21 protein-coding genes are annotated in these 22221 nt (G+C 67.5%); 3 read left to right on the forward strand and 18 right to left on the reverse strand.

What is annotated here, in order from left to right; genetic code table 11:
- Positions 1–3: 3 nt before the first annotated feature.
- The 6 genes from AC3WLY_RS02990 to AC3WLY_RS03015 all read right to left on the reverse strand — a co-directional run bounded on the left by AC3WLY_RS02990 (position 4) and on the right by AC3WLY_RS03015 (position 5611).
- Positions 4–909, reverse strand: a complete 906-nt coding sequence (locus AC3WLY_RS02990; RefSeq protein ID WP_492310284.1) for a LysR family transcriptional regulator — start codon at positions 907–909, stop codon at positions 4–6.
- 100 nt (positions 910–1009) lie between these two features.
- Positions 1010–2254, reverse strand: coding sequence for an acyl-CoA dehydrogenase family protein (locus AC3WLY_RS02995; RefSeq protein ID WP_492310283.1), 1245 nt, complete (start codon positions 2252–2254; stop codon positions 1010–1012).
- A 33-nt stretch (positions 2255–2287) separates the two neighbouring features.
- The gene (locus AC3WLY_RS03000; protein WP_425130372.1) at positions 2288–3046 is read right to left on the reverse strand and encodes an SDR family NAD(P)-dependent oxidoreductase; all 759 of its coding nucleotides are present in this window, start codon (positions 3044–3046) and stop codon (positions 2288–2290) included.
- Positions 3047–3053: 7 nt separating this feature from the next.
- On the reverse strand, positions 3054–3818 hold the full coding sequence (locus tag AC3WLY_RS03005; RefSeq protein WP_047903689.1) for an SDR family oxidoreductase: 765 nt from the start codon (positions 3816–3818) through the stop codon (positions 3054–3056).
- 67 nt (positions 3819–3885) lie between these two features.
- Positions 3886–4917: a phosphotransferase gene (locus tag AC3WLY_RS03010; protein ID WP_492310282.1), complete on the reverse strand. Its 1032-nt coding sequence runs from the start codon at positions 4915–4917 to the stop codon at positions 3886–3888.
- Between the two features lie 19 nt (positions 4918–4936).
- Entirely contained in the window at positions 4937–5611 is a 675-nt protein-coding gene (locus AC3WLY_RS03015) for a histidine phosphatase family protein (RefSeq protein ID WP_175959774.1), read from the reverse strand.
- A gap of 195 nt (positions 5612–5806) precedes the next feature.
- On the opposite strand from AC3WLY_RS03015, the gene AC3WLY_RS03020 reads away from it, so the two are divergent.
- The gene (locus AC3WLY_RS03020; RefSeq protein WP_072438058.1) at positions 5807–5962 is read left to right on the forward strand and encodes a DUF3309 family protein; all 156 of its coding nucleotides are present in this window, start codon (positions 5807–5809) and stop codon (positions 5960–5962) included.
- A 116-nt stretch (positions 5963–6078) separates the two neighbouring features.
- Here the strand turns inward: AC3WLY_RS03020 and AC3WLY_RS03025 are convergent, their stop codons facing one another.
- A complete protein-coding gene (locus AC3WLY_RS03025; protein ID WP_175960190.1) occupies positions 6079–7116 on the reverse strand; it encodes an NAD(P)H-quinone oxidoreductase in 1038 nt (345 codons plus the stop codon).
- 194 nt (positions 7117–7310) lie between these two features.
- Between AC3WLY_RS03025 and AC3WLY_RS03030 the strand changes: the two genes are divergently transcribed.
- Positions 7311–8183 carry a LysR family transcriptional regulator gene (locus AC3WLY_RS03030; RefSeq protein WP_492310281.1) on the forward strand — a complete coding sequence of 291 codons (873 nt, stop codon included), beginning with the start codon at positions 7311–7313 and terminating at the stop codon, positions 8181–8183.
- Positions 8184–8223: 40 nt separating this feature from the next.
- Complete coding sequence (locus AC3WLY_RS03035; RefSeq protein WP_492310280.1) at positions 8224–8385, forward strand: hypothetical protein; 162 nt, start codon at positions 8224–8226, stop codon at positions 8383–8385.
- Here the strand turns inward: AC3WLY_RS03035 and AC3WLY_RS03040 are convergent.
- The 11 genes from AC3WLY_RS03040 to AC3WLY_RS03090 all read right to left on the reverse strand — a co-directional run bounded on the left by AC3WLY_RS03040 (position 8358) and on the right by AC3WLY_RS03090 (position 22219).
- Positions 8358–9647, reverse strand: coding sequence for an acyl-CoA dehydrogenase family protein (locus tag AC3WLY_RS03040; protein WP_492310279.1), 1290 nt, complete (start codon positions 9645–9647; stop codon positions 8358–8360). The genes AC3WLY_RS03035 and AC3WLY_RS03040 overlap by 28 nt on opposite strands.
- A 171-nt stretch (positions 9648–9818) precedes the next feature.
- On the reverse strand, positions 9819–10595 hold the full coding sequence (locus tag AC3WLY_RS03045; protein ID WP_492310278.1) for a TetR/AcrR family transcriptional regulator: 777 nt from the start codon (positions 10593–10595) through the stop codon (positions 9819–9821).
- A gap of 69 nt (positions 10596–10664) precedes the next feature.
- The gene (locus tag AC3WLY_RS03050) at positions 10665–12140 is read right to left on the reverse strand and encodes an NAD(P)/FAD-dependent oxidoreductase (RefSeq protein WP_492310277.1); all 1476 of its coding nucleotides are present in this window, start codon (positions 12138–12140) and stop codon (positions 10665–10667) included.
- Positions 12141–12151: 11 nt separating this feature from the next.
- Entirely contained in the window at positions 12152–13393 is a 1242-nt protein-coding gene (locus AC3WLY_RS03055) for a thiolase family protein (RefSeq protein ID WP_492310276.1), read from the reverse strand.
- 25 nt (positions 13394–13418) lie between these two features.
- The gene (locus tag AC3WLY_RS03060) at positions 13419–14972 is read right to left on the reverse strand and encodes an AMP-binding protein (protein WP_492310275.1); all 1554 of its coding nucleotides are present in this window, start codon (positions 14970–14972) and stop codon (positions 13419–13421) included.
- A 42-nt stretch (positions 14973–15014) separates the two neighbouring features.
- The gene (locus AC3WLY_RS03065) at positions 15015–16145 is read right to left on the reverse strand and encodes a saccharopine dehydrogenase family protein (protein WP_175964084.1); all 1131 of its coding nucleotides are present in this window, start codon (positions 16143–16145) and stop codon (positions 15015–15017) included.
- A 172-nt stretch (positions 16146–16317) separates the two neighbouring features.
- A complete protein-coding gene (locus tag AC3WLY_RS03070) occupies positions 16318–17007 on the reverse strand; it encodes a c-type cytochrome (RefSeq protein ID WP_492310274.1) in 690 nt (229 codons plus the stop codon).
- The gene (locus AC3WLY_RS03075) at positions 17008–18486 is read right to left on the reverse strand and encodes a flavin monoamine oxidase family protein (protein ID WP_492310273.1); all 1479 of its coding nucleotides are present in this window, start codon (positions 18484–18486) and stop codon (positions 17008–17010) included.
- A gap of 45 nt (positions 18487–18531) precedes the next feature.
- The gene (locus AC3WLY_RS03080; RefSeq protein WP_175964081.1) at positions 18532–19500 is read right to left on the reverse strand and encodes a WD40/YVTN/BNR-like repeat-containing protein; all 969 of its coding nucleotides are present in this window, start codon (positions 19498–19500) and stop codon (positions 18532–18534) included.
- 30 nt (positions 19501–19530) lie between these two features.
- On the reverse strand, positions 19531–19827 hold the full coding sequence (locus tag AC3WLY_RS03085) for a hypothetical protein (RefSeq protein ID WP_175964080.1): 297 nt from the start codon (positions 19825–19827) through the stop codon (positions 19531–19533).
- 31 nt (positions 19828–19858) lie between these two features.
- Positions 19859–22219 (reverse strand): efflux RND transporter permease subunit, encoded by a 2361-nt coding sequence (locus tag AC3WLY_RS03090; protein ID WP_492310272.1) that lies wholly within the window; start codon positions 22217–22219, stop codon positions 19859–19861.
- Positions 22220–22221 lie beyond the last annotated feature (2 nt).

Here is a 22221-nt window from a genome sequence, read left to right on the forward strand (position 1 = left end):
GCGTCACCGCACCTCGCCCATCCCGCCCATCAGCGTCATCAACTGGTCGCGCAGCCATCGGCTGCCCTGGTCCTGATCGGCGCTGCGATGCCAGTAGCAGAAGTAATCGAGCCCCGGCATCTCGAACGGCAGTTCGAGGATGCGCGCCGGATAGCGCTGCAGCAGCCGCAGCGGCGCCGTCAGCGCGAGATCGCCGCGCATCGCGATCAGCGGCGCGACCATGTAGTGCTGCACGCGCATCTGGATATTGCGGCGCAGCCCGAGCCGCGTCAGTTCCGCGTCGACGTGCCCGCTGCCCTTGCGGCGGCTCGACACGTGGATATGCCCCATCGACAGGTAGTCGTCCATGGTCAGCGTGTTGCCCTTGAACGGGTGGTCGTCGCGGATCATGCACGCGTAGCGGTCGCGCACGAGCAGCGCCTGGTGCAGATGCGGATCGCCGATCAGCGGCGCGTCGATCGCGATGTCGACCGAGCCGTTCGCGAGCGCGGTGGCCACTTCGCGGCGGTCCATCGTGTAGCTGCGCACGTGCATGCCAGGCGCTTGCCGCTGCAGCAGTTCGCCGAGCGCGGGCAGCAGCAGCGCTTCGGTCAGGTCGCTCATGCTGAGCCGGAACACGCGCGCCGACGATGCGGGATCGAACACGTCGCCTTCGTGCGCGCTCGAGTCAAGCAGTTGCAGCGCCTCGCGCACACGGCCGACGATGTTCTCGGCCATCGGCGTCGGCATCATCCCGGCCGGCGTGCTGACGAACAGCGGATCGTTCAGCGTCTTGCGCAGCCGCGCCAGCGCATTGCTGACGGCCGGCTGCGTGAGGTTCAGCACCTCGGCCGCCCGCGTCAGGTTGCGCTTGTTGTAGATCGCCTCGAATACGACGAACAGGTTCAGATCAATCTTCGAAAGGCGCATCGCCGGATCTCCTTGCCGGCATCTTACGGCGTGCGCCTCTCGTCCGTCCATGCCGGCCCCGCGGGCTGCACCACACGCGTTGCGCATCCCGGCGCGCCGCTCAACCGCGCAGCGGCGGCGTCAGGTAAGGCGCCGTCGAGCCCGGCACGCCGTCCTTGATCTCCATCCGCGCGATCGCCTGCAGATGCACCTCGTCCGGGCCGTCGGCGAAGCGCAGCGCGCGGCCCCAGGTCCACAGGTCGGCGAGCGGCGTATCGGGGCTCAACCCCGCCGCGCCGAACACCTGCATCGCGCGGTCGCAGACGTCCGTATACACGGTCGGCACGAGCGCCTTGATCATCGAGATCTCCTTGCGCGCGGCCTTCGCGCCGACCTTGTCGATCATCCACGCGGCCTTCAGCACGAGCAGGCGCGCCTGGTCGATCTCGATGCGCGAACGCGCGATCCATTCGCCGACCGTGCCGTGCCGGTTCAGCGGCTTGCCGAACGCGACGCGCGACTGTGCGCGGTCGACCATCAGCTCCAGCGCGAGTTCGGCCGCACCGATCGAACGCATGCAGTGATGGATGCGGCCCGGCCCGAGGCGTGCCTGCGCGAGCGCGAAGCCGCTGCCCTCTTCGCCGAGCAGGTTGCGCGCCGGCACGCGCACGTTGTCGAACGTGATCTCGCAGTGCCCTTCCGGTGCATGGTGATTGACCACCGTGATGTTGCGCACGACCGTCACGCCCGGCGTGTCGCGCGGCACGAGGATCATGCTCTGCTGCTGGTGCGACTCGGCGTCGGGATCGGTCTTGCCCATCACGATGAAGATCTTGCAGTTCGGATGCGCGGCGTTCGTGATGAACCACTTGCGGCCGTTGATCACATACTCGTCGCCCACACGCTCGATGCGCGTCGTGATGTTCGTCGCATCCGACGACGCCACGTCCGGCTCCGTCATCGCGAACGCCGAGCGGATCTCGCCGCGCAGCAGCGGCAGCAGCCACTGTTCGCGCTGCTCGGGCGTCGCGAACATGTGCAGCAGCTCCATGTTGCCCGTGTCCGGCGCATTGCAGTTGAACACCTCCGACGCCCAGCTCACGCGCCCCATGATCTCGGCGAGCGGCGCGTATTCGAGGTTCGTCAGGCCCGTGCCGGGCTCGTCGTCCTTCAGGTGCGGCAGGAACAGGTTCCACAGCCCCTCCGCCTTCGCGCGTTCCTTCAGTTCCTCCATGAACGACACGGGATACCGGCCCGCATGCACTTCCTCGTTCCACTGGCGGATGCGCGGCACGATGTGCGCGTCCATGAACGCGCGCACGCGCTCGCGCAATTCTTCCACTTTCGGGGTGTAGCCAAAGTCCATGATCGACTCCTCGAGATTCCGTGTTCGGTTCGGTCAGAAGGCCGAGACACCGCCGTCGACGGCGACGGCCTGCCCGGTCAGGTAAGTGTTTTCCTTCGCGCACAGCGTCAGCATCGTCGCGACGATTTCGTCGGGCCGGCCGAGCCGCTTCATCGGCGAGCCCTGCGCGAGAAAATCCTGGCGGTCGCCGATATCGCTGTCGGTGACCATCGGCGTCGTGCTGTAGAACGGGCACACCGCGTTCACGCGAATGCCGTGGCGCGCGTATTCGAGCGCAGCCGTCTTCGTGAGCCCGACCACCGCATGCTTCGACGCCGCGTACGCGGCCAGCTTCGGCGCGCCGCCGAGCCCGGCCATCGACGCGACGTTCAGGATCACGCCTTCGCGCTGCGCGAGCATCTGGCGGATCTGGTGCTTCATCCCGAAGAACACGCCCTTCGCGTTCACCGCGAAGCTCAGGTCGAGATCGGCTTCGTCGGTGTCGATCAGCGCCTTCATCGACGGTGCGATGCCCGCGTTGTTGATGCCGACGTCGAGCCGCCCGAAGCGCGCGGCGGCTTCGTGCACCAGCGCCGCGACGTCCGCTTCGACACGCACGTCGCAGCGCTGCGCGATCACGTCGGCGCCGGCCGCGCGCAGCGGCGCGGCCACGCGTTCGAGCGCTTCGCCGTTCAGGTCGCCGAGCGCCAGCCGTGCGCCCATCGCGGCCAGTTCGCTCGCGAGCAACGCGCCGAAGCCGCTCGCGGCGCCGGTGATCATCACGGCCTGCCCGGCGTAGCTGTCGATTTTCATCGCGCGCTCAGATCGTCAGGCCGCCGTCGACGACGATGCATTCGCCGTTCGTGTAGCTCGCCGCGTCCGACACGAGATACAGCACGGTGCCGGCCATTTCGCGCGGCTCCGCGTGGCGGCGCAGCGGGATCTTCGCCATCCAGTTTTCGTAGATGTCCTTGTCGGCGAACAGCGCGCCCGCGAACTTCGTTTTCGTCAGGCCCGGCAGCAGCGCGTTCACGCGGATGCCGAGCGGCCCGCATTCCTTCGCGAACGCCTTCGTCATGTTGACGACCGCCGCCTTCGTGATCGAGTAGATGCCCTGGCGATCGCCCGGCTGCAGCGCGTTCACCGACGCCGTGTTGACGATCGCGCCGCCGCCGTGCGTCTTCATCAGCTTGCCGGCCTCGACCGACATGAAGAAGTAGCCGCGGATGTTCACGTCGACGGTCTTCTCGTACGCGGCGAGATCGGTATCGAGGATGTGCCCGAAATACGGGTTCGCGGCCGCGTTGTTCACGAGGATGTCGAGGCGGCCGTGCTTGCCGCGGATATGCTCGAACGTCGCGGCGATATCTTCCAGCCGCCCGACGTGGCATGCCAGCGCCTCGGCGCGGCCGCCCGCCGCGACGATCGCGTCGGCCACGGCCTGGCAATCGTCGAGCTTGCGGCTCGACACGATCACGTGTGCGCCCTGCTCTGCAAGCAGTTTCGCGATTTCCTCGCCGATGCCGCGGCTCGCGCCCGTCACCAGCGCGATCTTGCCGGTCAGGTCGAACAGATTGGTTGCCATGTCGTCGTGCTCCTCCATTGTTGGGTTGTCGTATCGCCGCTCGGCGAGCCGGGCGATCCCGGCGATTTCAGCGACGCGCGTCGATCACGCTGACGGCCAGTTCGGCCAGCCGGCCGGCCATTTCGCCGACGCGCAGCGCTTGCTCGCTCGACGCATTGCCCTGCAGCGCGCGCGCCTTCACGCCCTGCGCGATCGCCGCGAGGCGGAAGAAACTGAACGCGAGGTAGAAATGCCAGTCGCGGATCGGCTCGATTCCGCGCAGTTCGCAATAGCGTGCGACGATCGCCGCTTCGTCCGGTACGCCGAGTTCGGCGCGATCCAGGCCCGCGATCCCGCGCACCTGCCCGCCGGACGGCAGCCGCAGGCACATGCAGAAATACGCGAGATCGGCGAGCGGGTTGCCGAGCGTCGACAGTTCCCAGTCGAGCACGGCCTGCACGCGATAGCCGTCGCGCGCGAACATCAGGTTGTCGATCCGGAAATCGCCGTGCACCAGCGCCGGCCGGCCCGTGTCCTCGGGGCACGCCTTCGGCAGCCAGTCGATCAGCGTCTCCATCGCGTCGAGACGCTCGGTTTCGGCCGCGCGATACTGCTTCGTCCACACGCCGATCTGGCGCTCGAAGTAGTTGCCGGGGCGGCCGTAGTCGGCGAGGCCCACCGCGTCGACATCGACGTCGTGCAAGGCGGCCATCGTCTGCAGCAGCGCGTCGTAGCACGCCGCGCGATCGGCCTTCGGCAGTTCCGGCAGCGCGGGATCCCAGAAGATCCGGCCGTCCTCGAAGCTCATCACGTAGAACATGCTGCCGATCACGTCGCGGTCGACGCAGAGGTGATACGGACGCGCGACCGGCACCGCGGTGCCCGACAGTGCGGTCAGCACGCGAAATTCGCGGTCGACCGCATGCGCGGATTTCAGCAGTTCGCCCGGCGGCTGGCGGCGCAGCACGTAGCGGCCGCTCTTCGCGTGCAGCAGGAAAGTCGGATTCGACTGGCCGCCGGCAAACTTCTCCGTGTCGACCGGGCCTTCGAAGCCCGGCACGTGCGCTTCCAGATAGCGCGTGAGGCGGGCCACATCGAGTTGCTGGGAAGGGTTTGTCATCGTCGCGATCGTTCGTGGGTCAGCCGTAGGTTCGCAGTGCGTGTCGTTCGGGATCCTCCAGATGCGGGATGCCGTTGAACGACGCGAGGTGGAACGCATCGGCGTTGAAGAAAAACTGCGAAAGACTGCTGTTGCGGATCTGCAGGTTCAGCGCGATCGCGCTCGACGGCGGCGCCGCGAGCACCTGCTGAACGGTGACCGCGATCGGGCCGCCGGAGCTCACCGCGAGCACGCGCTGGCCGCCTGCGTGGCGGATCGTGGCGCGCGCATCGGCGACGCGCTGCTGAAAGTGCGCCCAGGTCTCGGGGGCCGCATCGCCGAGCTTGTCCTCGGACCACAGCTGCAACACCTGCCGGAGCGCACGGAAATGTTCCTTCATCGAGCCGGCCGCGAGCCGCGCGATCTCCGGATAGTCGCCGGCGGCCGCCGCGAACAGCCCATGGAAGTCGTATTCGTTCAGGCCCGGATGGCGGTCGTACGACACGCCTTCGCGGCCCATCCCGCGCAGGATCGCGTCGACCGTCTGCGCGTGGCGGTTCAGCGTGCCGCAGATCACGCGCTCGAACGCCAGGCCCTGCCGCGCGAAGTATTCGCCGAGCCACACGCCCTGCTGCTCGCCGGCCGCGGACAGCCGGTCGTAGTCGTCGGTGCCGAACGACGCCTGCCCGTGCCGTACCAGGAAGAGTTCAGCCATCGCATGCCCGCCAGATCAGAAGGATTCAGCATAGGGGGCTGCCATGCATTTTTAAAATTTATTTTTTGAATCGGCCGGTATTCATTTCATGAATTCAATCGCCCTCCCATCGGGCTCTTTTGCCGGACTCCGCCCGGCGGCACGGGAATTGCGGCGCCCACCGCCGTCAAGTCGACCCATTCCAGGAGGGATGCGATGCTCGGTACGATCCTTATCGTCATATTGATCTTGTTGCTCATCGGAGCATTTCCTACATGGCCGCACAGCCGAAGCTGGGGCTACTGGCCATCGAGCACCGTCGGGCTGATTGTCGTCATCGTCGTCGTGCTGGTGCTGCTGGGTCAAATCTGAGGCCCGGAAGCGCCGGTCGTGCCGGCGGGATGCGGCCGTGTATTCAGTGTCATCGATTGCCAGGCATTCCCCGCCTGCGGCTTCAGCCCCTCCGACGGGGCTGAAGCCGCGGCCGATCATGTGGAATGCCTGGTGTTTCCTTCGACGGCGGCCTTCAGTGATCGATCCGCCGCGGGCGTCACCAGTACGATCTTGCCGATATGGCCGCCCGAATCCATCAGCTCGTGCGCGGCGCGCGCATCGCGAAGATCGAACAGCCGGTAGACCTGCGGCTTAACGGCCCCTTGGCGGATCAGCGGCCACACGGCCTCTTCGAGTTCGCGAATGATCTGCGCCTTCTCCGCATAGGTGCGCGAGCGCAGCGTCGAGCCGATGTGCGTGAGCCGTTTCGTCAGCATCGGAAACAGGTCGAGCTCCTTCGCGGGGCCTTTGATCACGCCGATCTGCACGATGCGACCATTTACAGCGGCCGCCGCGAAATTGCGCGCGACGTAGTCGCCGGCGATGATGTCGACGATCACGTCGACACCCTTGCCGCCCGTGAAACGCTTGACCTCCTCGACGAAATCCTCGCTGCGGTAGTCGATCGCGAGATCGGCGCCGAGCCGCATGCTCGCGTCGCGCTGCGCGTCCGACCCGACGGTCGTGATGATCGTCGACGCGCCGAACGCTTTCGCCAGCATCGTCGCCGTCGTGCCGATCCCCGACGCGCCGCCGTGGATCAGCACGCTCTCGCCGGCTTCGAACCGGCCGCGCTGGAACAGGTTCAGCCAGACCGTCATGAAGGTCTCCGGCAGCGCCGCCGCTTCGGCCATGCCGCGGCCGTCGGGAATCGCGAGCGTGTTGCTCTCGTTCGCCACCGCGTATTCCGCGTAGCCGCCACCGGGAATCAGCGCACAGACGCGGTCGCCGACGACGAACCGCGTGACGTCGCGCCCGACCGCGACGACATCGCCGGCGATCTCGAGGCCGGGAATGTCGGACGCGCCGGGCGGCGGATCGTACAGCCCCTTGCGCTGGAACACGTCGGGGCCGTTTACGCCGGCCGCGTGAATCCGGATCAGCACTTCGCCGGGGCCCGGTGACGGCACGACGCGCGTGGCCGGTACGAGCACTTCAGGGCCGCCGGGACGCACGATTTCGATCGCGGTCATGTCGGCGGGGAGGGTTTGGGCATCGTCAATCACGATATGATCCTCAACGTTCGTCGATGCGCGGCCGATTCGCGGGCCATCCCCGAATCGCGGCATCGCAATGTGTGTGAGGCCAGTCTATGGGCGATGCCGCTCGCAGGCACGCAGCGAATTGCCGATCGGGGAATGCAAAAATGCATCAGTCCGGACAAACGATGAATTGGGACGACGCACGCGTATTCCTCGCGATTCATCGCGAGCGCACGCTGCGCCGTGCGGCACAGACGCTCGGCGTTGATCAGGCAACGGTCGGGCGGCGGCTCGCGACGCTCGAGCACATGCTCGGCGCGACGCTGTTCCTGCGCTCGTCGAAAGGCTATCTGCCCACGCCGGTCGGCGAACTGGCGCTGCGCGCCGCCGAGGCGATGGAGCAACATGCGCACGAGCTGGTCCGGCTGACGCAGGGCGTCGACCGGCGGCTCGCCGGCGAGGTGAAGATCACGACGACCGACGCGCTCGCGATCGAGTTCGTGATGCCGTCGATCGCGCGACTGCATGCGAAGCATCCCGACGTCTCCTTCGCGCTGAACACGTCGACGCAAATCCTGAATCTGGCGAAGCGCGAAGCCGACATTGCCATCCGCACGGTGCGGCCCGACAACCCCGATCTGGTCGCACGCCGCCTCGCGCACTGGGACATGGGCCTGTTCGCGTCGCACGACTATCTGCACCGGCACGGCGAGCCCGAGCGCGGCCACGCATTCGCGGGCCACGACCTCGTCGTCTACCAGCCGTACATCGACGCCAGCCGCAAGCCGACCCTCGCCGGCGAGCCGATCGACGGCGGGCGCATCGTCGCGCGCATGAACTCGAACCTGATGGCGCGCGCCGCGGTGCGCTCGGGCCTCGGCATCGGCGAGATTCCCGTCTACATGGGCGAGCGCGACGGGCTCGTCCGCCTGTGGCCGGAGCGCGTGAGGCAGGCGCCTTACGAGGTCTGGCTCGTCACGCACCGCGACCTGCGCCACACCGCGCGCATCCGCGCGGCGATCGACGAGATCGTGTTCGCGTTCGCCGCGCATCGGTGAGGCGGATGGCACGCGGGCGCGTGCCGGTGGCACCGTCGACATGACCGGCAGCTTCCATAAGGAGCGCGAACCGATCACGGGCGACAACCCGCTCGCGTCGAACGGCATCGGCAAGCGCGCCGCGCCCCGGCGGCGTTCTGCCGGAGCGCGGCGGCATGGCGGCATCGCGCCGCCTTACTCGCGCGTCCAGCCGTTCTGGTAAAGCTGCCCGGCCAACACGCCGAGGCGCGACGCAAGCACGTAGTTCTCGCCATCCTCGATCAGCGCCGAGCGCACGTCGCGGAACAGCTTCTCGATCGGGAACTCGCGCGTGGTGCCGTTCCCTCCGAACAGCTGGAACGCCTCGTGCGTGATCTTCATCGCTTCCTCGGTCACGCTCACCTTGGCCTGCGCGGTCGCATACGGATGGCTCTGCGGCGACAGGCGCGAGAACGCGAGGCTGCGCCGCGCGATCGCACGCGCCATCTCCAGTCGGCGCAGCATCTCGCCGATGCGCAGGTGCGTCATCTGGTGATCCATCAGCAGCGCGCCGCCCTGCTTGCGCTCGTGGCAAAACGCGAGCGCCAGTTCGAACGCGGCGCGCGCCGCGCCGACGAACACCTGGCACATGTGCGTGCCGGCGTACGACCACGTCGAAGCGAGGTTGCCGAGATAGTCGTCCTTCAGCGCGACCGCGAAGCGCTTCGGCACCTTCACGTTGTCGAAATAGATCTCGCCCTGCGGCAACGCGCGCTGGCCGATCTTGTCGAGCGGCTTGCCGCGCGACACGCCCGGCAGGTCGAGCGGCAGGATCATCGCGATGCCGTTCGTGAACGCACTGCGCTCGCCTTCGCCGTAAAACCCGTCGCCGTAGTCGGCCGCCATGTATGCGAGCGCGACCTGCGCGACCGACCCGTTCGAGATCCACGCCGAACTCTGCCCGTTGATCACGATTTCATCAGCGCCGACCTTCGCGGACACGTTGCCCACCGGCTGCCTGCCGTTCGCATCGAGTTCCTGCCGATACAGGATGGCCGCATCGGAGCCGCGATCGGGCTGCGTGTTCATCCAGCAGCCGACCTTGCCCGCGCATATCTCGATCAGTTCCTGATTGCCGACCGTCTGCGCCATCATCAGCGGCATCGTCGCGGCGCCGATCGACACGGCAAGGCCCGAATCGCCCCAGCCGAGTTCCTCGCCGATCAGCGACTCGATGCGCACTGCCGTCTCCGGCGGAAATTGCGCGATCAGTTGCGGATCGAGCCCGAGCTTCGCACTCTCGACGATCGCGGCCCAGTACGGCGAGCCGGGCGCGATCACCTCCTCCGGCGTCATCCGGTCGAGCTCGCGGCCGATCGGCCGCAGCACGTCGCGCGCAAAGCGATGAACCGTGTGCTGGATTGCGCTTTCCTCTTCGCTCAGCGGCGTCTCGAAGCCGGTCATGCCGACCAACGGCAGCGCCGCGGACTTGTTCAGACGAATCATCTCCGTTCTCCTCCTGGACTCGAATCATGTCGACCAGGCAGCAGACGCGCCCGGCCATTCCACATCTAGTAACACATACCAAACATAGGTCATCATGACAAACACAGGAAGCAAAAAAAAGACAGGGTATTCCCCTGTCTCTTCTTGCGTTGCGGCTGTGAGGGCCGGCAGCTATTTGCCGGCTGGCGCTGTCAGCGTGCCGTATGCGAGCGCGCGAGACGTCGCCGTGAAGTACGCGTCAAGCGCCTGCGTGTGCCGCCCGGTGCCGTACTGCATCGCCAGGCCGTCGGCCAGCGCGATGAGCATCGTCGCCGCATGCCGGCTGTCGGCCGCGCTGAACGCAGGATTGACGGCGCGCAGCAGCTGCGCGAGGTCGCGCGTCAGCGTCGCATACCATTCGTCGTAAAGCTTGAAGCACTCGGGATCAGTCGCCGCGAACGACAGGAAGTGCCGGAACAGTGCGTTGTACTTGGCATCCTTCGCATCGCGGATCGAGCGCTCCAGGATCTCCTCGAACACGTCGCGCGGCGACGCGTCGCTGCTGAGCGCGCGCTTCATGTCGTCCAGATACGTGTCGATGACCGGCTCGATGACAGCCCGCAACACGGCGATCCGGGTCGGGAAGTAGTACTGCAGATTGCTGACGCTGATGCCTGCCGCCGCGGCAACCGCGCGCTGCGAGAATTCCAGCGGGCCGCCTTCCAGCAGCAGCTTCCGCGCGACGCGAATAATCGTGTTGCGGGTGCGCAGGCCTTGCGCCCGCAAACCGTCCGGGTTGCTTGCCGCTGCGGTGGTGGCAGTCGAAGTGCGCCGCTTTTTGCCGCTGCGCTGCTCGTTGGGCACTGTCATCGTGTTCGTCGTGAAGGTGGCGTTTCGGCTTCGTCGAATTGACGCTCCGTACCTTACGGAGCGCAAACGACTATACCCGATGCGAGCCTCATTTTCCATCGAGACGCCCGTCGGCGGGGCAGTCCGGCCTGATGCACGTTTCAGCGTCGCTGACGATCGCGTGCGCTGCTACCTCTGCCGCGCCTTGCGGTTCACGCGTTCGTCGAGCAGGTTCGCGACGCCCAGCAGCGCGTTCATCGCGCACCATCGCAACGGCTCCGGCAGCACCGACGGCGTCTTGTGCGTCAGTACCGCGAGCAGCGGCGATTGAGCGCCCTGGATCCGTTCGGCCAGCACGCGCCCGATCAGCGACTGCGTGCCCACGCCGTGCCCCGAGCATCCGGCCGCATAAAACACGTTCTGGTGTGCGCCGGTCGCGCCGACCACCGGCAACGCATCGCCGGCGAACGAGATATAGCCGCTCCAGCACGCGCGCACCGGCACGTTGCCCAGTTGCGGAAAGCGCGCGTGCAGCGTCTTCACGAGCGCGCGATACGCGTCGTCGTCCGGCACGTTCGGCGTCTGCGAACCATAGACGTAATGCAGCCGCTTGGTCGTCAGCAGCAGCGTATTGCGGGCGGTGAGGCGATGGCTCTCCATCGTCAGGTGCGACGTGACGATGCCCTCGCGGCGCGGCCAGCCCAGCGCCGCGAGTTGCGCATCGGACAGCGGCTCGGTTTCGAGAGCCGACACGCGCAACGGCATCACCTTGTCGCCGAGCAGGCCGAGCTGCGGCGTATATGCGTTGGTGGCAAGCACCAGCGCCGGCGCACTCGCGCTGCCGCGTGCCGTGCGCACGCGCACCGTCTCGCCTTCGTCGAAATCGAGCAGCGCGGTGTTCTCGTAGAGCTTCACGCCGGCCGCGAGCGCCGCGCGCCGCAACCCCGTCACGTACTTGCCGGGATCGAGCGTGCCGCCGCCCGGCACATACGCGCCGAACAGGAAGGCCGGCGGAATCCCGCGCGCGCGCATCGCCGCGCCATCGAGAAACTGTGCGGGCGAGCCGAGTTCGATGCCGGTTTCCATGCTCTCGCGCAACCGCTTCTCCTGCGACGGATGCACGCCCGCGCGGATGATGCCCGACGCACGGTAGTCGCAGTCGATCGCGTATTCGGCGAGCTTGCGCTCGACGTAGGCCACGCCTTCGTCGTAGAAGCCGACGATCTGCTTCGCCTGTTCGCGCCCGACACGCTTGAGGAACAGCTCGTATTCGAGCCCCTGGCCGCCGGCGAGATAGCCGGCGTTGCGCCCGCTCGCGCCGAAGCCCGCGAACTCGCGTTCGAGCACGACGACGCGCGCGCCGCGCGCAGTCAGCTCCAGCGCGGTGGACAGGCCGGCAAAACCGGCGCCGACGACGATCACGTCCGCGCGGACGTCGCCCTCGAGCTGCGGCTGCGCGCGATCCGGCGGCTCGATCCATGCGCCGACGGGACGATACTTCTGCAACGCGGCGTCGGCCCGGATTTCCTCGCCCCAGCGCGCCAGCGGTCCCGCCGCGTCCGCGCCCACTGCCTGCATCGACGCCGCCGCGCCGACCCCGTCCGACGCTCGCCGCGCCGCCCGCCTTGCCCGCCCGAGCGCCATCGCGCCGTGTGCGTCGCTCATGTCCGCCTCCGTCAGTCCCTGCTGAGAATGTGAATCGCCAGCGCTGCTTCCTCGACGCCCTGCAATCCGCCGCCGTTTTCCTGGATCGCATGGCGCGCGCCCTGCACCTGGCGCCCGCCCGCCTCGCCGCGCAACTGCGTGACGAGCTCGTACAGCTGCCCGATGCCGGTCGCGCCGAGCGGATGGCCCTTCGATTCGAGGCCGCCCGACGTGTTGATCGGGATCCGCCCGCCGAGCGTGAATTCGCCCCGCTCGGCAGCCGGGCCGCCTTCGCCGAACGGCACGAAGCCGAGGTTCTCGGCCTGGATGATTTCGCCCATCGCCGACGCGTCGTGCACTTCGGCGACGTCCATGTCCTCCGGCCCCGCGCCGGCCTGTTCGTAGGCCTGCAGCGCGGCGAGCCGGCCGATGTGCTTGTGCGGCTCGTCGATGCGCCGGCGCGTGAAGCTGCGCAGCACGCTCGCGGCGATCCGGATGCAGCGGCTGCGATCGGCGCCGATGCGCTCCAGCCCTTCGTCGGTGCAGAGGATCGCGGCCGCCGCGCCGTCCGACAGCGGCGCGCACATCGGCAGCGTGATCGGGTACGTGATCGGCGGCGCCGCGAGCACCTCGTCGATCGTGAACGGCTGGCGGAACTGCGAGTACGGGTTGTGCACCGAATGCCCGTGGTTCTTCGACGACACGGCAGCGATCTGCCGCTGCGTCGTGCCGTACGTGCGCATGTGATACCGGCACAGCGCCGCGTAGATCTTCATGAAGCGGCTGTACGGGCGGTCGGATTCGGAACCGGGAGGCGGCTCGATCCCTTCGCCGAGCTGCGCGAGCGTCGCGAAGTTCTCGTCGATGCGCGACACGTCCCAGCCCGCCTCGAACAGCGCGAAGGATTTCGCCTTGTCCGCGACGTTCATCTTTTCCGCGCCGAGTGCCAGCGCGACGTCGCACGCGCCCGACTGAAGCTGCCGCACGGCCAGGTGCACGGCCGTACTGCCGGACGCGCACGCATTCTCGACGTTGAACACCGGAATGCCTTCGAGGCCGATCTTGCTGAACACGACCTGACCCGGAATCGACAGCTGCCCCTGCAGCGCACCGTTGGTGATGCCGGCGTAGAACGCCGCGCGGATCGCATCGGCATGGCAGCCCGCGTCGCGCAGCGCACGCTGCAGCGCCTCGCGCGCAAGGTCGTCGACACTACGGTCGAGGTGCCGGCCGAACACGGTCATCGCAATGCCGGCGATGTAGATGTTGCTCATCGTTTGGAATCCGTATGAAGCAGGTTCATATCCTGCGTTGCCGGCCCTGCCAGTACTGTTCGCGCAGGTCCTTCTTCAACACCTTGCCGGCCGTGCTGCGCGGCAGCGCGGCGACGAAGTCCACGCTCTTCGGCGCCTTCACCGAGCCGAGCCTCTCCTTGCACAGCGCGACGAGCTCGTCCGCGCCCACGTTCTGGCCGGCATTGAGTTCGACGACGGCCTTCACGGCCTCGCCCCACTTGTCGTCGGGCACGCCGATCACCGCGCAGTCCCGCACCGCCGGGTGCGCCCAGATCACCTGCTCGACCTCGCTCGGATAGACGTTGAAGCCGCCGCTGATGATCATGTCCTTCTTGCGGTCGGTGATGTGCAGATAGCCTTCCGTATCGAGATGACCGATGTCGCCGGTGTGCAGCCAGCCGTCGACGATCGTCTCGGCCGTCTTGTCCGGCGCGTTGTAATACCCCTTCATCACGAGATCGCCGCGCACGCAGATCTCGCCGGTCTCGCCCTGCTTCAGCACGTCGCCGCGATCGTCGACGATCTCGACGCGCACCAGCGGATTCGGGCGCCCGACCGACGCCAGCCGCTCGTCCGATGCGAGCCGGCCGTCGACAAAGTGCTCGGCCGGCGTCAGGTACGAGATCGACGCGGGCGCTTCGGTCTGACCGTAGCCGCCCGTCATCACCGGGCCGAATACGTCGATCGCGCGCTTGAGCTTCTCGACCGACATCGGCGCGGCGCCGTACAGGAAGTAGCGCAGCGACGAGAAGTCGACCTTCTCGATGCCGGGGATGTCGAGGAGCCGGTAGATCACGGTCGGCGGCAGGAAGAACTCGGTCACGCTGTGCTTGACGATCGCGCCGAGCAGCAGCGCGGGATCGGGCTTCGGCAGGACGACCACCGTGCCGCCGCGCGCGGTGCACGGCAGCGACATCATGCCGGCGGTGTGCGTCATCGGTGCCGCGGCGAGGTTCACCGGCCGCCCGGCGCCGTAAGACATCGCGATCATGAAGTTCGCGAAATACGTCTGGAACGAGCGGTGCGTGTTCATCACGCCCTTCGGCAGGCCGGTCGTGCCGCCGGTGGACGACAGCGTGACGACGTCGTCCATCGCGTAGTCGACGGCCGGCATCGTCGCCGGCTGGCCGGCGCTCCACGTCGCCAGCGACGGTGCCCACGGCAGGTCGGCATCGATGCATACCCACAGCCGCACCTTCGGCAGGCTCGGCCGCAGTGCGTCGATCGCATCCGCGAACGCGTGGTGGAAGAACAGCACCTCGCAGTCGAACGCGTCGAGCACGTACTGGTTCTCGGCCGGCGCGTTGCGGCCGTTGACCGGGATATACGCGAGCCCCGCACGCCACATGCCGAGCGCGCAGCTCCAGCCGGTCACGTCGTTGTCCGCCCACACCGCCGCCTTCGCTTCCTTCGCGAAGCCGGCGGCGATCAACCCGTTGGCGATGCGGCACGACAGCTCGCCGATTTCCTGGAACGTGTAGCTGCGTTCGTCCTGGATATAGGCAATACCGCCGGGATTGATGCGCCACCCGCGGTCGTAGAAATCGATAATGGCCATTTCACATGTTCCGTTGGGTCTGTATCGGCAACGCGGCGGCCGTCACAGTTGCGTGACGGTCGCACGCGCGAGCCCGCGCTGTTCGAGGAAGCCGAGCAGGTAGCGATGGCCGAACGCCTTCGAGCCCGATGCGAAGCCCGTACGGGCCACGTCGCCGTCGAGCAGCTTGAGCACGCCGGCGGTATGAATCGCGCCCGTCGAGATGTACGGCGTGATGCCGTGCACCGTCGCGCGCACCGACGCGAGCTGGCCGCGGCCGATCGCGAAGTCGACGCTGCGCTGGATCGTCGTGCGTTCGCGCGGCGGCATCGCCGGCGTGGTCGAATCGACGACCTGCTTCAGCACCGCGTCCTGATGCTCGCGCGGCAGGTGCTTGTATTCGGCTTCCCACTTCTGCCCGAACTGGTGCACCAGCTTCATCACGTTGTTGTCGTAGAAGCCCACGCACGAGATGCAGCTGCGCACGCGCGGATCGCGCTCGAAGTAGACGGGCAGCGACGTGCCGCCCCACGGCAGGCAGAACACCGGCTGCATGAACTCGGGTGTCGCGACGGTGAACGACGCGTCGGCCGTATGCGGGACGAGCTTCTTCTCCCACAGGTAACAGGACTCGTGGCGCACGCCGTCGAAGATCGTCGCGGTCGAACCGATGCTCACGCCGGCCGCGTTGCGCGGGCCGCGCGTCAGCGTGGCGGTCTCCAGCGCATCGATGCCCGGCGTTTCGAGCGCGAGCTCGGCGGCGATCTCGGCAAACGTGTACATGTACGCGTTCGACGACGACACCAGCAGGCCGGCCTGCCGGTACTGCTCGCCGAATTGCTCGCGCACGTCACGGATATACGACTGCTCGCCGGTCGTATCGAGATGGTGGCAGCCGGCCTTCAGCGCGGCCTCGACGCCGATCAGCCCGAAGCTGGAGAACGGCCCGACGGTATTGCAGACCACCTTCGCACCGCGAAACGCCTTCACGAGCGCATCGACGTTGTGCTCCGCCTCGATGATTTCGTATTCCGCCGATTCGAGGCGCACGACGCGCTGCGCCATCATTTCCTTCGCGCGGCCCGCGTTGCGCGCGACCGCGGTGAACGGGATGTTCTGGTCGATCAGCCAGTCCATGATCAACATGCCGGTGTAACCGCTTGCGCCATAAACGACGACGGGGTGCTTAGCCATGGTTGTCTCCTGAAACGTGAGTTGTTGAAAACCGGTTCGGCCGGACGGCCGCTACTGCCGCTTCACATTCGAGTACTAATTTGTAGAACACACTACCAATCTTAGGTCACTATGACAAAGTAAACGGCAAGGAAAAAGGCAGGGTATTCCCGACCCCGACGCACCGTCCGCATCATCGGGCAGTACTACCCGCACCACCCGCGCCGTCCGGCGACAGGCCGGCCAGGTAGTGTGCAATGGCCCGCGTGTCGTCGCCGGACAGCGTCGCGGCCACGCCGTTCATCGCGCCGGTCGGATCGCGGCGCTGCCCCGAGCGGAATGCCGTCAGCTGCGTCTCCAGGTAGCGCTGCCCCTGTCCCGCGAGGCGCGGCATGTGATCCTTGCCCGTCAATGCCGCGCCGTGGCACGCCTGGCAGCTTCGTGCGGCGACCAGCGCCATCCCGCGCTGCGCGAGCACCTCGTCGGCCGGTACCGCCTCGTTGCGCTCGGGCGCCTGCCGCGCGAAATAGGTCGCCAGCGCGTCGATCTTCGCGTCGTCGAGCTCGCGCGCAAGCGGCCCCATGTACGCATTGCGGCGCGTGTCGCTCGCGAACGCGCGCAACTGCGCAGCGATATAGCCCGCAGGCTGTCCCGACAGCGACGGATACCACGCGTTGCGCGACTGCCCGTGCGTGCCGTGGCAGAACGCGCAGGTCTCCTGCGGCTGCGGCCACGCGCCGCCGTTCGCCTTGTCCGCGCCGCCGATCGCGGCCATCGCCTTCTCGTAACGCATGCCGTCGACCAGGTCGGGACCGTACAGCGTGCCGGCCGTCGCGACGCCTGCGATCACGAGCGCGGTGCCGATCATCCAGGCTCGTTTCATTCACGCCTCCTTGCCGCGGCCGGCCAGCTTGCCGAGTGCCTGCAGCGCCGCGCGGTGCCCGGAGCGCACCGCGCCGTCCATCGCGCCGGCCCACAAGTCCGCCGTCTCGGTGCCCGACCAGATCAGCCGGCCGACCTCCGGGCGCAGGAACTTGCCCCACTTCGTCCAGAAGCCCGGCGGCAGCGGATGAATGCACTGCAGCGTCCACGGATCGACGCGGCCCCAGTCGTAGTCGTGAAACTGCGCCGGATGCAGCGCACGGTTGCCGAACGCGCGTGCATAGACGCCCGACAGCGCGCGCTCGGCCGCCCTCGGCTCCGCCGGCAGCGCGCCGGGCGCGACGAACGCGGCCAGCACGCCGACCGAGGCGTCCGGCGGCGAGTTGTCGTACGCCATGAAGACCGGGCCGCCGACTTCGAAGATCTGCCCGTTATAGCCGTCGCCACGCCAGAACGGCTTGTCGTAGACGTGCACCGTCTTGCGCATCGGCGCGTTCGCCGGCCAATTCCGGTGCAACTGCGCGCGGCCGTCCGGCAGCGGCGGATCGAACGCGATCTGGTTGCACAGCGCTGGATTCAGCGCGACGATCACGCGCCGCGCGCGGATCACGCCGCGATCGGTCTGCACGTCGACGACGTCGCGATCCCAGCCCGAGATCCTGCGCACCGGGCAGGACAGTTGCACCTTCGCGCCGAGTTCGTTCGCCATCCTGACGCTCAACACCTGCGAGCCGCCGACGAAACGCGTTTCCTGCGCGCCGCCCTTGATCGATTCGAGCTTCGCGTAGTCGCACTCCGCGCTGTTGATGATCGACAGGTAGTGCAGCAGCCCGAGCTGCGCGGGCGCGCCGCCGAGCGACAGCTTCGCCGCGAGGCCGAGGAAGTAGCCGTCTTCGTAGGTCACGCCCTGCCGCAGCAGCCAGTCGCCGTAGGTCAGCTTGTCGAGTTCGGCCGCGTGCTGCGCCGTCCACGGTTCGCGTGACGGCACGCCGCGCGCGAGCGCGCCGAGCTTCGCGCCGATCGCGTCGTCGCCGCCCGAGCCGCCGTGGAAATCCTGCGCGACACGCGTGTCGCCGGCGAGCACCACCGTCTTGCCTTCGTAGAACGTCGGAAACGTGTCGACGCCGAGTTCGCGCGCGAGATCGGCGATCGCCGTCTGGCCGGGCCCGATCCACTGGCCGCCGGCTTCGGAGACGACGCCGTGCCCGAGATCGTGGTTGTAGGTGCGCCCGCCGACGCGGTCGCGCGCTTCGACGACGACGAACGCGTCGCATCCGGCGCGCTTCAGGTCGCGCGCGGCGGTGAGCCCCGCGAGCCCCGCGCCGACGATCACGACGTCGAGCACGCCGCTCGCGGTTGCGGCAGGTGTCGCACTTTCCGCGAACGAGATCTCTCCGGCCGCGAGCGATGCGGCGCCTGCCGCCGCGACGCGCAGTATCCGGCGCCTGGCCCGCGGATCCGGCCTGTGGTTGCGATTCATGTCTAACGCTCCATCCTTCGTTGCTCTTCCATTGGCAGATTCATTTCATCGCCCGGCCAGCACGCCGTCTTGCGAAAACAGGATCGGCTTGCCGCGCGCGTCGATCAGCGCGGCGGTGAGCGTCGCGCGATCCGCGCGCTGCGCGACGTCGATCGGGCCGCCGGCAACGCGCTGCGCGAGGGTCAGCCCGTCGAGCCCGACGCCGACCAGGCCGCCGCCGGTCGCGACGAGATCGGTGATCGAGCTGCGCGTGCCCGTGTTCAATGCGGCCCACGTCGCGCCGCCGTCGCGGCTCTCGAACAGGCTGCCGAGCAACCCGCCGACCACGAGCCGGCCGTCGGGCATCGCGACACCCGACCACAACGTGCCCTTGCCGCCGGTCGGCAGATAGGACCAGTTCGCGCCGGCATCGGTCGACTTGAGCACCATCCCCTGCTCCGACACGATGTAGAGCGCATGCGCGGCATCGGCGAACACGTGATACAGGTTGCGGTCGGCCTTGCCGGCGCCGGGCGGCTTCGGCAGCGTCGTGCGCGTCCATGTGCGGCCGCCGTCATGGGTCTGCAGCATCAGCGACCACAGTCCGACGGCAATGCCGTCCCGCGCGCTCGTGAACAGCACGGAGAACAGCGGCTGGTCGACCGACGTATCGAGCCGTTGCGTGACCCACGTGTCGCCGCCGTCGTCGGTCGCGAGAATCGCGCCCCACTGGCCGACGGCCCAGCCGTGCTTCGCATCGGCAAACGACACGGCCGACAGCGTCGCCGACACCGGCACGCGCCGCGCCTGCCGCCACGTGTTGCCGTCGTCGTCGAACAGCAGCACGATGCCGTGTTCGCCGACCGCGACGATCCGCGAACCGGCGCGCGTCGCGTCGGTGAGCATCATGTGCGCCGGTGCGGCCCATGGATGGGCGGGCTTTGCGGCCCAGGCCGCGACCGTGCCGTCCTGAGGTTGCGCGAAGGCCGCCGTGGCGGCACAGAGCGCGGTACAGGCAATGAGCGTCTTGATCATGGTGAGTCTCTGTCGTGGTGTGCGCGGGTGTCAGTGGTTGAACAGATCCGACCAGCCTGCATTCGCTACGCCGAGTGCAACGACGGGTGGCTTGTCGGCACCCTGCGCGGCCGCTGCCTGCAGCCCGGCGTTGCCGTCGTTCGACGACGGAGCGACTCCCGGTTCGGCGGCCGGTCCGGCGACCGCGGCGTGACGCACACCGACGCGTCCGGCATCGGTCGCGAGCGCATGAGCCGGCGCGGGCCGGCCCGCGGCCGATTCATGAAATCGCGGGAAGGCAACCGCCGCGATGCAAAGTGCGGCGCAGGCAGCGAGGGTCTTGAACATGGCTGAATCCCCGTCAGGATGTTCCTGAGCGTCAGTGGCTGAACAGGCCCGGTGCGCGCGCGGGCTTGCGACGCGGGAACCAGCGTTCGAGCAGCGATGCGAGTGCGGGCAACGCGGTCATCGCCATCACGAGGTTCACGACGAACATGAACGCGAGCAGCTTGCCCATGTCGGCCTGGAACTTGAGCGCGGAGAAGCTCCACGTCGCGACGCCGATCGCGAGCGTGATCGCGGTGAAGATCGTCGCGACGCCCACTTCGAGCATCGCGTGCTGCACGGCCTTCACGATGTCCTGTCCGCTCGCGAGATGCACCTGCAGCCGGTTGTAGATGTAGAACGCGTAGTCGACGCCGATCCCGACGGCCAGCACCATGACCGGCAACGTTGCGACGGTCAGCCCGATCTGCAGCTCCTTCATGAACCAGTAGCCGATGAACGTCGCGACCGACAGCGGCACGCAGCACGCGAGCATCGCGCGCCAGTCGCGGTACGCGAGAAACACGAGGATCAGGATCGCCGCGTACACGTAGAGCATCATCGGCAGCTCGCTCTTCGCGACTTCGTCGTTCGTCGCGGCCAGCACGCCCGCGTTGCCGGCCGCGAGCCGGACCGTGATGCCCGGGAATGAATGCGCCGCGCGATACTGCTTCACGTCGTCGAGGATCCGGTTGATCGTGGTCGCCTTGTGGTCGGTCAGGAACAGGTGCACGGCCGTCATCCCGCAATCGCGGCTCATGAAACCCTTCACGCGCGACACGTCGACCGACACCGCGCCGTAGTTCTCCGCATCGATCGGCACGACGTTCATCTTCGGGTAGTCCTCGTTGTAGCCCTGGTTATAGGTGCGCAGCATCGCCGGGTACGACTGCACCGACACGACACCCGGCTCGGTGCGCATCGCGGCCGAGAAGTCGTCCTCGTACAGGCCGACCGCCGGGTTGTCGCACGCCTTGCCGGTCGATTCGATCGCGACCGTCAGCCAGTCGAGGCCCATGTCGTAGTTGCCGGCGATCGACGTTGCGTCGCGGTTGAAGCGTGCATCGGCCCGCAACTCCGGCGCGCCTGGCTGCAGCGTGCCGATCACGCGGTCGCGGCTTTGCCACGCGGCGAGCGCGAAGATCGCCACCGTCAGCGCGACGGCGATGCTCGCGTACTTCGGCTCGGCCACCCTTGCGAGCACGCGCAGCGGCTTCGCACGCTGCTGCGCACGTTTCAGCGAGTTATCCGCGTAGGTTTTCGTGAAGTTGAAGCAGGAAGCCGCCACCGGCAGCAGGATCAGGTTCGTGACGATCTTGTATGCGACACCGAGCGACGCGGTGATCGCGAGCTCGCGCACCATCGGGATCGGGATCAGCAGCAGCGTGATGAACGACACGAACGCGGTGATCAGCGCGAGCACGCCCGGGATCAGCAAGCCGCTGAAGCTGTGGCGCGCCGCATCGAACGAGCTCTGCCCGTGCGCGATCTCCCGGACGATGAAGTTCACTTGCTGCACGCCGTGCGACACGCCGATCGCGAACACGAGGAACGGCACCAGCACCGCAAGCGGATCGAGGCCGAAGCCGAGCAGTTTCAGCGTGCCGAACTGCCACACGAGCGACGTCAGCGAACACGCGATCAGCAGCACCGTGAAGCGCACCGAATGGCAGTACCAGTACACCGCCAGCGCGGTCAGCAGCAGCGCGACCGCGCAGAAACCGAGCACGGCCGTCGCGCCGTCGGCGATATCGCCGATCTGCTTCGCGAAGCCGATGATCTGGATCTCGTAACCGGCATCCTCGAACGGCTTGCGAATCTTTTCTTCGAGAAGGTGATTGAACGCGACGTAGTCGAGCACCTTGCCGGCGCTATCGCGCTCGTTCAGCTCGGCCGTGATCATCGCGCTGTCCTCGCCGTGCGACACGAGCGTGCCGACGTAGCCGCCGAGCGTCGTCGCGCGGCGTACGCGGGCCACGACGTCCGGCGTCAGCTGGTCGGGCGTGATGGTGCCGGGAATGATCGGCTCCGCGCGAAAGCCTTCGTCGGTCACTTCGTTGACGAACGCGTTCGGCGTCCACAGCGAGCGCACGCCGATGCGGTCGACGTTCGGTAGATACGTGACGGCCTGCGTGACGTCGTACAGCCGTGTCAGCCCTTCCTTCGACCAGATCGACCCGTGCTTCGCATGCACGACCACCGTGACCCGGTTCGCGCCGAGCAGGTCGTTCCGATACTGCTGGAACGTGCGGATGTACTCGTGCCCGATCGGCATCTGCTTTTCGAAGCCCGCATCCATGCGCAGCTGCACGGCGAACACGGCCATCACGACGGTAAACAGTGCGATCGTCGCGAGCACGATCGCGCGATGACCGAAGAAGAGCCTTTCGAGGCGTCTGACCAGACGATTGAGCACGA

The sequence above is a fragment of the Burkholderia sp. FW306-1C-G01B genome (assembly GCF_058781685.1).